Origin of the sequence: Lysinibacillus sp. NPDC092081, assembly GCF_044755845.1 — a bacterium.
In the GTDB taxonomy this organism is placed as follows: domain Bacteria; phylum Bacillota; class Bacilli; order Bacillales_A; family Planococcaceae; genus Lysinibacillus.
Genome location: NZ_JBIVRU010000015.1, coordinates 65,065 through 77,232, shown reverse-complemented (window position 1 = coordinate 77,232; position 12,168 = coordinate 65,065). Strand labels below are relative to the sequence as shown.

At 34.7% G+C, this 12,168-nt stretch carries 11 protein-coding genes and 2 pseudogenes; 5 read left to right on the top strand and 8 right to left on the bottom strand.

All coding sequences use genetic code 11. The features are described from left to right. Positions 1-154: 154 nt before the first annotated feature. The 5 genes and pseudogenes from ACIQLB_RS18750 to ACIQLB_RS24650 form a co-directional block, all read left to right on the top strand. Positions 155-492 (top strand): annotated as a pseudogene (locus ACIQLB_RS18750) (ATPase). A gap of 487 nt (positions 493-979) precedes the next feature. Further along, positions 980-2,068: a hypothetical protein gene (locus tag ACIQLB_RS18745; protein ID WP_400729120.1), complete on the top strand. Its 1,089-nt coding sequence runs from the start codon at positions 980-982 to the stop codon at positions 2,066-2,068. A gap of 5 nt (positions 2,069-2,073) precedes the next feature. Beyond that, on the top strand, positions 2,074-2,463 hold the full coding sequence (locus ACIQLB_RS18740; RefSeq protein WP_400729117.1) for a hypothetical protein: 390 nt from the start codon (positions 2,074-2,076) through the stop codon (positions 2,461-2,463). A 125-nt stretch (positions 2,464-2,588) separates the two neighbouring features. Then, positions 2,589-2,921: a hypothetical protein gene (locus ACIQLB_RS18735; protein ID WP_400729114.1), complete on the top strand. Its 333-nt coding sequence runs from the start codon at positions 2,589-2,591 to the stop codon at positions 2,919-2,921. Between the two features lie 56 nt (positions 2,922-2,977). Then, positions 2,978-3,168: pseudogene (locus ACIQLB_RS24650) on the top strand (IS5/IS1182 family transposase); the annotation flags it as partial. Positions 3,169-3,722: 554 nt separating this feature from the next. Here the strand turns inward: ACIQLB_RS24650 and ACIQLB_RS18730 are convergent. The 8 genes from ACIQLB_RS18730 to ACIQLB_RS18695 all read right to left on the bottom strand — a co-directional run bounded on the left by ACIQLB_RS18730 (position 3,723) and on the right by ACIQLB_RS18695 (position 12,121). Beyond that, positions 3,723-4,928, bottom strand: a complete 1,206-nt coding sequence (locus ACIQLB_RS18730; protein WP_400729111.1) for an EAL domain-containing protein — start codon at positions 4,926-4,928, stop codon at positions 3,723-3,725. A 592-nt stretch (positions 4,929-5,520) separates the two neighbouring features. Next, positions 5,521-6,624, bottom strand: coding sequence for a TFIIB-type zinc ribbon-containing protein (locus ACIQLB_RS18725; RefSeq protein ID WP_400729208.1), 1,104 nt, complete (start codon positions 6,622-6,624; stop codon positions 5,521-5,523). A gap of 14 nt (positions 6,625-6,638) precedes the next feature. After that, the gene (locus ACIQLB_RS18720) at positions 6,639-7,955 is read right to left on the bottom strand and encodes an SPFH domain-containing protein (protein WP_400729109.1); all 1,317 of its coding nucleotides are present in this window, start codon (positions 7,953-7,955) and stop codon (positions 6,639-6,641) included. A 1,206-nt stretch (positions 7,956-9,161) separates the two neighbouring features. Then, entirely contained in the window at positions 9,162-9,536 is a 375-nt protein-coding gene (locus tag ACIQLB_RS18715) for a DUF423 domain-containing protein (RefSeq protein ID WP_400729106.1), read from the bottom strand. Between the two features lie 11 nt (positions 9,537-9,547). After that, positions 9,548-9,973, bottom strand: a complete 426-nt coding sequence (locus ACIQLB_RS18710) for an acyl-CoA thioesterase (protein WP_400729104.1) — start codon at positions 9,971-9,973, stop codon at positions 9,548-9,550. Between the two features lie 337 nt (positions 9,974-10,310). Continuing rightward, positions 10,311-10,607: a hypothetical protein gene (locus tag ACIQLB_RS18705; RefSeq protein ID WP_400729101.1), complete on the bottom strand. Its 297-nt coding sequence runs from the start codon at positions 10,605-10,607 to the stop codon at positions 10,311-10,313. A gap of 614 nt (positions 10,608-11,221) precedes the next feature. Continuing rightward, positions 11,222-11,713: a hypothetical protein gene (locus tag ACIQLB_RS18700; protein WP_400729099.1), complete on the bottom strand. Its 492-nt coding sequence runs from the start codon at positions 11,711-11,713 to the stop codon at positions 11,222-11,224. 123 nt (positions 11,714-11,836) lie between these two features. Continuing rightward, positions 11,837-12,121 (bottom strand): YolD-like family protein, encoded by a 285-nt coding sequence (locus ACIQLB_RS18695; protein ID WP_400729096.1) that lies wholly within the window; start codon positions 12,119-12,121, stop codon positions 11,837-11,839. Positions 12,122-12,168 lie beyond the last annotated feature (47 nt).

Sequence of the window (12,168 nt, the reverse complement as noted above, 5' to 3'; positions counted from 1 at the left end):
AATGTAATAGTTCAATCGCTTGCTAAAGCAGAAATATTTTAAATAGTTCTATTAATCAATTTCTACATTTTTATAGAAAATTGATTAAAGCGTTTAGAGCATTTGTGTTATCTGCAGATTATAAATCTTTTACTTTGAAGGAGGTGAATATTAATTGCCTTTAAATACTGGTCCAATTGAAAATACAGGAAATCACCAGCTAATGCAGCTAGCGTTCATGTCAAAATTCTCAATCTAACTGGAGGTTTACTAACTGGAGTAGTAAGAGTTTTTAGACTTAACGGTTCAAGACAATTACTATCCCAACTGCATTTAGCGCAAATGCCAATGCCTCTAATTTTGTAACTCCAAGTAGGAAATTCGGCTCAATATGAAGTTGAAATCGTTCCTAATCAAACTGGCGGATTATATAGTGTATACGGAAGAACAGCTTCAGGAGTTCTTATTACTGCACAAAGGTTTGTGAATTCAGAATTAACAGAGATTCTTTAATAGTAGGAACAAATCTTTACTTACATTTCTTCATTTAAAGTATTTAAAGGAAAATCAACTGGGGTACATTTGAGATTAAACTTCTCCTTTGTATCCCCATTTACACAATGCTGAATAATTAAGTAACAAGTTGAGGATCTTAATTCAATTTCTTTGTTCTCTCCTGATCAAGACACTTCTCAATTTAATAATTCCCCCCGCTCTATTCACTTTTCACAAAAAGAATTGAAGATGATACCTAATAAAAGCTCAATACTCCCTAATAAGTAGTATATATTTCTTTCAAAAACCGTTGACAACACACAGGAACAAAGAATTATACTGTTTTTTGTTCATTTCGACGCATATAAGTTCCAATTCATTCATACTTCCATGTCAATCAACACTTTTATGTTATTTTCTGGGTATTACAAACATATACTATTATATTTATTAATAAAACGACATAATTTCTTCGAATACAGAATATAATTCTGGAGGGTGTTAAATGAATACAATTAAATCTTTAATTTTCCCCCAAGACTTGAATAAATTAAACAAAACTCAACTCAAAGAGATTTGTAATAAAATGACTTTAGAATCTACCGGCAATGTAAATGAATTAGCAAGTAGAGTGTGGGACGCTTTTGAGCATATAGATGGCGAAGTACTTAAAATGATCAGCAATAATATTTTCTCTGGAGCAGTTTCTTTAGCTTGGTACCAGGCGACAAATAGTACTGGTTTAATAGGATTTAAACAGAGTATTATTGGTACAATGCCATTTAACCCGTTCGAAACAGTAGTTACTCCAATTAGCGAAAGTGTCCCTATTGATCCTACAATTATTGCTGCTGCTGAAATTGAAGGTTCTCAAGCTTATTATTTAAGATTTATTCATAGAACTGGTGTTAATGTTGATTACTTTTTAACTAATCGAAGGGAATACATTAAGCACGAAATTACAACAGTTTATATTGATGAAGACATGGGAATAATTGAAGTACGAGCAAGTTCAGCTGTTGCCAAAAAAATTATTGCTTGGTTAACTAAAATTGTCGATGAAAAATATGAATTCAAACAGTATGATTTGTTAGAGAAATATGGTGGTACACTTGAGTCTTTAGCTGATACCCTTCAAGGAAGGCTTATTGATGCTACAGGTAGACCATCAGGATCAGTCAATACATTTGAAGAAACACAGGGTCAATCAATTGTGAGTATACTTTCTGCAATTGACGAATACTATACTAATGGTGAATTATCAGTTCTAGAGCAAAATTTAAATAGCGAAGATATTACAGGCATTTTAGAAACAACACCTTTTACTTTGTTACTGTTAAGTGGTCTTGAAACAATAGGATTAGGTAGTATTAGAGAACTACGAGGTTTACCATTATACAATTATTTAGAACCTTATCTATCCAAACAAAAAGGGTCCATATTATTTGAACATAGTGTTGATGGTGTGAAACAAGAATATTCTATTCGAATCGGCGTAAATACAAAGACATTTAAGTTCAATGTATTTGCGTCTGAGCCTGTATTGGATTATATTAGAGAAAAATTGATTTACCAAATTTATTCTGCGAGGTAAAAGTATTGAGCAATTTAAAGCCATGGGAAATTTCTCAAAAAATAGATAATGCACTTGAGGCAATTGCTATTAGTAAAATAGGAAAATTTTACCATAGTTATATTGCAAAAATAACTAACTTACCTCTTGGAGTAGTTATTGATACATTATCGGAATTAGAAAAAAAAGAAGCGCTCGTTATAAAATTAGAATTTCACTGCGAGGAATGTAGTAGAAGTATTTTAACTGCTAATAAATCTGAACTCGAAAATATTGATTCCATTCCCTGCAAGTATTGTGGTACGGAAAATTGTTTTGATCCTTTAAACGCTATTCCAATAATCGAATTAAGTGATGATTTCAGACAAAGTTTTTCAAAAAAAAAATTAATAACAAAAAAGAAAATGTCGGGTTAAGGTATCAAAATAAACCTGAGAGTTTAAGAGAAATTATCGATATTTTAGCCAAAGAAAATTCTGATCAATTATTAGATAAAGTATCAAAGCTTGGGAAAGTTACTATTATCTTAGGAGATGGTTATATGGGTGATTCTAGTAAATATGGTGGTTTAACTTTTGGAGAAAACAAAGGTAATATAACTATTGAAAACAATGGTACACTCAATCAAGGGATAGCTAGCTTACCTAATGACATTATTAATGCTTTACAACAACTTCACGAAGAAATTCAACACCTATCAGATGAACAACGTGATATTGCAGAAGCTAATTTTGAACTTCTTCAAACTCATATAGAAAATGGAGATAAAGAGAAAGCTAAAAAACCATTAGAGAAATTAACTAGTATACTAGGTGTTATTAGCTCTATTGTATCCATCGCTTCTGCCTTAGGACTTGGAATTCCTTTAAAATAATAAATAGAGAACAAATCGGGGGTACAAATTATTTTTGTACCCCTGTAATATTATGTGTAAGAACAAAGCTTTCAGAAGAAAAACGGGTGCCATCTATCGACAACGAAAAATCGATGTAGAACCAGTTTTTCGATTACTCGATTTTCTGTCCGAGGAAAATTGTTCGAAGGTAGAAAACGAATTGGGCTTTGCGTTAAGAGCAGGACATCTTCGTAAATACACGGCCATTAACAGAAAAATAGGATAGAGTAAATAAAGAGTAAATAAAGAGTAAATAGAGTAACTTAATGAATTCAAGAAAAAAGAGAACTCGAAAGACATCGATTTCTCTTTTTTCTTGGATATCAGCTAGTTATGTCCTTTGAAAAAATTAAGTTTTTATTTGATATTCCCTTAGATAGGGTAAGTATCTCATTAAAAATTTTTATATCACAATTTAATTACCTATTGGATTGGACATGGCTTGCCAGGAATACACTTAGGTGGAGGGGTACCACCACTACCTGCTCCTTCAACATTCGTAGCGCTTGTCCCCGAACCAAATGACAAAGTAGAACTGCAGTAGCAACTGACCTGTCAAAAGTAGCGATAATCTCGTACTTTTCAACATCTAATTCACACTAAATATTCCCTGCTGTGCAAAAGCACTAAAAAACGCTGATTCGGTTATTACTAGCCGAGCAGCGTTGGAACGTGATGTATTCATTTTTTAGCTATAGAACTAATCATTTCTACACAATTTTTGGGTACAAGTTTTTTCTCTTGTACCCATTAAACATTGAAATATAAGCATTAATAGAACTATCTAAATATATTATGTTCATATAGGTAATCATACGAAAGATCGACGAACAAATACTCATGCTCGTTAATAGCAATTGAAAATGTTCTTGTAATTTCCCCTGTCTCGATATCTCGATAAAGCTCTGAGATTTCTCCGTTTTGATCGTTGCGCATTTTTATGATTGTTTGTAAGAAGTACGGACGCCAACTCCAGTTTTTATTGATGGCTCTTGGCTGCAACTCCCACTGTCCATCTATACGCATTACGTTTGGAGATAGTTGGAAACCATCTTCATTACAAATATATACTCGGAACGAATAAGTATCCAATAGCTGCGCTAAATGCTCTAAATGTGTGATGTTGTCACTAGAAGGTTTAACACGATGGACAATCGCTTCTAGCTCCTCCCTCAACTTCTTTAACTCAAAATATTGCGCCTCTAATATCTTCTTTTCGGAGGTAATAAACTGCTGGCACTCCTCCTTAAAACGCTCCTTTAAAATATCCTTCTCTACAAATGCTAATGCAGGGTTTGCCAAGTATCGCCCCTGATAAAATCGGCCTCCATTCTTCCAAGCAAACTGTAATTGATAAACAGTTTCGATTCCTTCAAATAAGAGATTTGCGCCAATTTTATAAGCGAGGCTACCTATTGCGGATATCATATCTGACTGTGCAGACCAAGAATCATAATTTAAGTCTCGAATATTGACCTTTAATATTTGTGGTGATAATAGAGCAATATGCTCTAAATGACTCTCCGCTCCTACTTCCTGAACGGCAATTTTGACACCAAAAGTCGTAAAGTATCGTACTGCATGGTGCAACTTATGAATGTCGCCTAAAAAACGATGCTCAGAAACAACTAATACAATACGATGTAAATCCTCTTCACTTATATATTGTTGAATAATATTAAAATGACTTTCACCGAAATCCTGCATCAGTAAGTTCGGGTTACTTGGAATATAAATATCAATATCCTGTCCGATTTCTTCTACTTTGGCTAATGCAGCATGTAAAATTTTATGTTCCATGTCAATACGATATTCTTCTGGAATATCTTCGTTATTCACAAAATCTTTCAAATTAATTTGTTGACCCTCAATTTGTAACTGTCCGGAAATTTCGTAGGCAATCACCGTATGCGCATCCGCGCTAAATATAGGTTGAAAATACCCATGTATTTGATCTAAATTTGTTAACACTTCTATTGCATCCATTGTCGAAACCTCCATACACGATGTTATCCAAGAATAACATTACATTCACAGCTCATTACATGAAAAAAAGCTCTCTGACTGTATAATAATTTGTTTAAAGTAAATTGGCAACTTCACATGACGTTATTTTATGGAATAAATCTGTCCTGAAATTTAACAAACTTCTACCTAACTGATTTATTAATAAAATTACAAGCTTTCTACTCAATCCTTCTAGGACACTAAATAAGGATGAAAATAATCTTTTTTTGATAACACACTAGTACATTAGAACATATGGTTATGTTTAAGCCCATTTTTCTGACAATTCATCAGTAATAACGACTTTCCCATATAATAGGTTGCTTAAATACGTATTTATTTGTTTATCCTCATTCTAAAACATGGATTTGTTGAACTTTTCATGTATTGCTGTATAAAAAAACTCCCTCAGAATTCCTTATCTCTATAAATTATGCAACAATCCAAAGCGAATGCCGTGATACTAAAGATTTTCATCCTATACCCTAAAATTATTCAGCCTTTCACCCATTCCAGTAAAAAAACAGTATTCCAAAGTATGGATTTTACCCTACAGGAATACTGCTCATGACTATTCTGACATAAAGAAATACCAAATAATCGCAATCGCAATTAATGATAAGATGACAGCAATTGTTACACGAAGTGGTGAAATTGGAGCATCCCCACCTACTCGACCTGTTTGTCCATTTACCATAAATCGATAAATTTTCTCTTTATAGCGGAATGAAGAAAGCCAAATTGGTAACATTAGATATTTGTATGTAATATCATCATGTGTTGTTGAGAAATGTAAATTGGATACTACATCCGCATTATGTTCCCAACGTATTTTTGAAGTAATTTGTGCATTCAAATGATCAGTAATTTCTCGCTTCGCCTGACTCCACCCGTCCTGTAATCCAATACTGTAGCGTTCTGATAAAAATCCTGATACATATTCTGGTTTATAGGCTTTATTATTGAGTAAATTAAAGGGTTCTATTTTTCGCATCATATTACGATCATAACGGGTTGTTGCACTTATTAAATGATCATCAATAAATTCCTGATAAAAACCACTTGTAGAATACCAATCTGTTTCAGTTCGAGTATTCCCCTCTTTATCTGTCACTGTGCGATGTCTACCGTATCTTGCGGAATACCTTGAGCTTGTTTTCGTGTCAAAAGTCCAATAAGGAAGATAAACCCCTTTAAATGAATCTGGCTTTGCACTATCTTTTGCTGCTCTCGGTGTAAACCATTTTCCCTTAATCCAACTTTGGAAGTTCTCTCCGGCCTGCTTATCTGTTATTTCAAATGCGCATACCCCGTTTGGTGCTAGTGTATTTTCAGCACTAGCCTCCATAACCTGATTAGAACCACAGTATGGGCAACTATCAGCTACCTGTAATGCATCATAAATCGTTTCTGCCGCACAGGATTTACAAATGACTGTTTTTTTCTCAACACCCCAGTTAAAATTCCCACGTTCTTCAGCCATTGCAAAATCCATTTCCTGAGCTACTTTTTCCTCTTGCTTTTCTGGGGCTGCAATTTCAGTCTCATAGCCACAATAAGGACATGTTAGCTTTCCAGTTGCTGGGTTAAATTCAATGGATGCACTACATGATGGACACTCAGCGTCAAAATCAAGCTTTACTTGTTTAGCATTTTCAGCATCTTGCGTTGGCATCATTAGTCATCCCCTTACTTAACATCATTCTCATCAAACACATCGCCACATTCTGGACAGAATTTTGGTGGATTTGCAGGATCTTCTGGCTGCCAACCACATTTATCGCAAACGTATTGTAATGCTTCTGAAGGTTTTTTAGCGCCACATTCGCTACAGAATTTGCCTTTGTTGACAGCACCACATGTACAAGTCCATCCTTCTTCTGCAGGTTTTGGCGTCCCACAATTTGAACAGAATTTACCCGTGTTTTCGTTGCCACATGCACATTTCCATGCACCCGAGTTGGTCGCCGGTTGACCTTGCTGGGCTGCCTGTTTATTTTGCTCATTCATTTGGTAAAGCTGTCCTGCATTAACACCGCCTGCTTGTGTCGCCATGTTCATGCCCATAAATCCTGCCATTGCTCCACCATCATTATTAGCTGCTGCAATCATTGCTTCCGCCTGAGCACCTGTTAATTGTGCCGCAGCCATACCTGGATCACGCATCACTGCATTTCGTTGTAGTTGTTTAATCATTGCTTCATCTTCTTCAGATGCTTTTAAAGAGCTAATGCCAAAGGATACAACTGCTAAACCACGAGTTGCTAGCCATTTCTCTGATAACACTTTATTAAGGGCATCTGCAAGAGCAACCGTATGTGCAGGAATTTCGCTATAACGTACCCCGCCTGCCGAAATATGTGCGAAAGCCGGCTGTAACGCAGTCATCAGCTCCGTTTTTAATTGGCTATCGATTGCATCTCTTGTAAATTCACGCTCTACGTTTCCACATACATTTGTATAGAATAATAATGGATCGACAATTTTATATGAATATTCGCCATGACAACGAATTGCAATATCAATATCTAGGCCGATATTACGGTCGATAACACGGAAAGGAACCGGTGCCGGTGTCCCATATTTATTGCCTACGATTTCTTTTTTATTAAAATAGTAAACACGCTGATCCTTTGCAGGTTCTCCTCCAAATGTGAAGCGTTTACCAATCTGCTTGAATGTTTCCATAATGCCTTCAGACAAATCATTGCCATACATAATCGAAGGCTCTGTTGATGTATCATAAACATACTCTCCAGACTCCGCAGAGAACTCCACTACTTTCCCTTGCTCGACAATCATCATACATTGCCCTTCATTGATAGCAATAATAGAGCCATTACTAATAATGTTGTCATTGCCTTTATTGGACCCTCGTTTTGACGTACGTTTATGACCCTTTTCCACAAGAACATCCGCTGAGAGTGACTCACAATAGAAATATTCACGCCATTGATCTTCTAGAACACCTGCTAATGCCCCAACTCCTGCTTTTAATAAACCCATATTTATTCCCACCTTCAACTTATATACTTAACTCTTATTTTACCATATCAATTATGCCTCGGCATAATTGCGTCCAGAATCGGCTTTGTGCTTAGACCTGCACGAGGGTCGACACGATGTCGGTCATTTCGGTAATGCCACAGGACGTGGCGTTCTTACCGATGCAGGTCAGTTAGCCGTTATCGCATGGATGCGATGACTTTAGGCTAACATCCTATGTGGACTCCTTTCCGATTCCGTGACATCCGCCGGAGGCTTTGGGCCAACGTGATGTTGGTCACTCAGTCGTTGCCACAGGACGTGGCGTTCTTAGACTGAGTTCATCTATTTCAGTAGGTGTTTAGAAACCCGCTGAATGAAGTTAAAATAATCTAATCAATATGTAGTACGCATAAAAAGGACAATTTGTTTCATTTTTTTAAACTTCTTTATAAAAAGCTGTTTTCGTATAGATTGTTGCTCCGTTGATTAAGTTGAATAAAATCTAATGCAGATGTTTATTAATGTGGAGATATTTATATGAAGAGTTCAGCGGAAGGTATACCAACTGGGCTTATTTATACCTCCAGTACAAAATAAAGGATATGGAACAGAGGCAGTAAAAGAAATTATAGAATGAGCGTTTTCAGTTAAGAATGTTAATAAAGTAATTGCTGGATGCTTGGTTGATAATTTCCCATCAACTTGAGACTTGAGTGTTAAAAAAGCTAAAGATGAATAAAATTGAGTAGTAGATCATATGTTAAAACGGCAATTCTAAGAGGAAATTTTTATATAAAAAAACCAAAAGCGTACCAATAAGAGAATTAAGAGGTGATGAAATGCTGTTAAAAAGCAAATATTTTAGGCAGTTTATCTTTTCATTTATAGCAATTATTGTAATTGCTATATACAATCCTTCATATCTTAATAGAGTCTTGCAGGTTTGTTTAGTAGCTTTTCTATTTTCCATAATTTCTGATCTTGCTTTTCAAAATAAAAAATTCCGAGACTTTTCATTATTACAGAAAATTTCCCTTTTTGTAATGGTTGTGGGCATATTTATATTAGTTTTCAGTTCCGTTAAATACAGCTATTAGTTCTTTCTTCGGTCAAAAAAGCAACAATTTTCAAGAAAAGAGCCTTATAAAAAAGAGATAGCTCCATAGGAACTACCTCTCTCGTATTGTAAGTACTATATCATTTTTTAGTGGATCTTAGCGTTTCTTAAGAACATGCGGAAATAGCCACAAGCACCCAGGCAACGATAAATAACATACCGCCGATTGGGGTAATCGCTCCAAGCTTTTTCACACCTGTAACGGCCAATACATATAAACTACCGGAGAAAAACACAATACCTGCCAACATGAAGTAGCCTGCCCAAGAAAGCATACTAGAAGCTCCTAAAAGGGCATCACTCGATAAAATACCGAGCCCTAGTAAACCTAATGCATGATACATATGATATTGCACCGCAGTTTCCCAAATGGCTGCATAGTGTGGTGACGCAAATTTATCTTTTAGTGCATGTGCTCCAAAAGCGCCTAGCACGACACCTAAACAAGCCATAATTGCTCCTGTCGCTAATAAAAGTTCCATGTATGATTCTCCTATTTCGTCTCGCGTGCGATTTCTTTGTATTTCGCATCCCATGCCGGATCGATTTTACTTAAAGATACCGGGCGTAACGTTTCTTTGTGCGCTAGAATATGTACAGACTGAGCAGTCGCTGCAATCGTGCCATTTTCATGTAAAATTTCATAGCCATATGTTGTACGTAGACGATCGTGTTTTTCCACCCATGTACGTACCGTTGCCACTTGGCCATAATGCATAGCTGCCTTGTAAGAAATGGATAAATCCATCACCGGCGATACATAACCATCGTTTTCTAATGCTGCATACTCAAAGCCTGCATCATTTACTAACTGCGAGCGACCTATTTCCATCCAAATGATGTAGTTCGCATGATACACCACGCCCATTTGGTCGGTCTCAGCATATCGAATTTCGATTTGTTTCTCACTAACAAACATTTTCTTCACCTCGTCCTACATTATAGCGTAAAAATATTGATTTAGCGGGGTTTTTGTTTTTTTGATTTTTGTGAGGTGAAAATAATGACTCAATTAAAAGTAATAATTAATTTTAAAATAAATTTATTTTATATTTTCCTTTACCTCATATAACATCGTATAAAATCTTTTAATTGGGGTACTTTCTGGGGTACCATGGGGTACCATTATTTTAAATATAAATATAAAAGCATTGAGCAGGTACGATACTAAAAAAATATCCAATCATAAAAACACTCATTTTATTTCTTAAATGAGTGTTTTTAAAAGGTAATATTCTATAAAATAGTATTTATACTTATTTTTGTAACATCAAAACCGAAAGTTTCTTATGAATCATTTGGCTATCTTCGATTCCTTGACGATAACAGTACTCCAAAAAGATTGATTCTGCTATGTAAAATGCATTTTCTAAATCGTTTAATATTATTCTTTGTTCATCATTAGATAATGCTCTTTTTAACATATCCATTAAAGTAATTGCTTTTGTATTAGCAATTCGGTATTCATGATCATTAATGCATTTTCTGTACGCAATTTGATGAATTTGTTCATCTAAAATTTCATCGAATGCTACTTTAATTGTGTTTTCCATCATTTGCCTCCCTAAAATGAAGACATTCACTTTTACAAAACAATTGTTTTGAATTATAATTAATGTTGGTTAATGAGTGAATGTCGCTCGAATATTACCACATCTCAAGTTGCGCCTTGAGATGTGGTTTTTTGTTTTCATTTGTTATTTTTATGGTAGCACTGGAATCATAAGAATGGAATGGCTTACAAGCCCAATTGAAAAATTTTGTCGAAGTATCTGCATTTTTCGACAAAATCCCACATTTTAAAGCGAGAAAATGTCCACTAAATCGCCGTCATGAGTTAAAATAACTCTCTTTAAGCCTATCCCTCGTTTACATTTATAAAAGCCGTAAAATACATAATTTCCTTTCTCTTCTTTATAATGGATGATTTTTATAAAATCACAATTAGTTTTAATTTTTTCAAAGTAGTAAATTGCTATAGCGTGTAATGTCTCAATGTCCATGCTTTAGTATTTGTGTAAATAATTAAATCTAATCCTCTGAGAACAGTAAAAAATCACTCATTATTTTTCTAATGAGTGATTCTTTAAGCGTTCCATTATTAGTTCTTCCGTATCCGTTTTAAGTGCTTAAAAAAGGACTTCCCAAAAGTCCTTTTAATTATTTGCTATTTAGTTAAGTCAATTGTTACAGTTTCGCTATCTTCTGTTTCTGTTTTTGGTGTAAATGTTAAATCGATTGGTGTATCTTTATTTTCTAACTCATACGTTAAATCGATTGACCATTCACCTCCTAAAGCATTTGGAAAAAATACATCACTCGTTAGTTTGTTTTCTGGATTCCAAGCATCATTTATTTCAACTAATTCTTTATCACCTTGTTTTACATCTAAGAAACTAGCAACGAAAAATGATGTCTTGTCTGGTAACACTTTGTTTGTCCAATCTAATTTAATATCAACTAACAGTTTACCTTTTTTCTCGTAAACCTTAGCTTTATTTACTGTTACTTTGTACTTTACGAATATAAGTTCTTTATCGATTTTGATATTATTAGATATCGAAATTTCTTTCTCTTTTGTTTTATCTGTATTGTCTGTTCCGTTGCATGCTGTTAACAATATAGAGAAAAATGCCAACAACGCTATTAATTTCTTCATTTTCAGTAATCCTCCAATTAATGTTTTCTATTCACATTATACTATTGATTACCTTTTAACGCATAAGAATTTTTTAATCCTATTCACTTTATGCGAAACGCCAATATGCTGCGGTCCTCAGCTTTAATCATCGTCGTCAACCAACTTTGCATTTTGGATTTTATCAAATGTGATACGTTTTATAGCTGCGTCAGTATCTAACAACAATTCCTTTTTATACGGATCCATTCCAGTGACTAAACCTGTTTCATCACGTAAATTATGATGTTGCCACAGCGTTAATGTAACTAGTTGTCGTAATTTAAAGGCCCGTTGTATCGTTTGTTCAATCTCTTCAAGTTCCCATTCAGTTAATTCTCGCTTTTTATCATGAAATTGTTCATCTTTCCATTTTCTAATCTCAACCAAATGCTATGGTAGCATCATCGCTGTCCACTTCATATTCCCACGGTCTT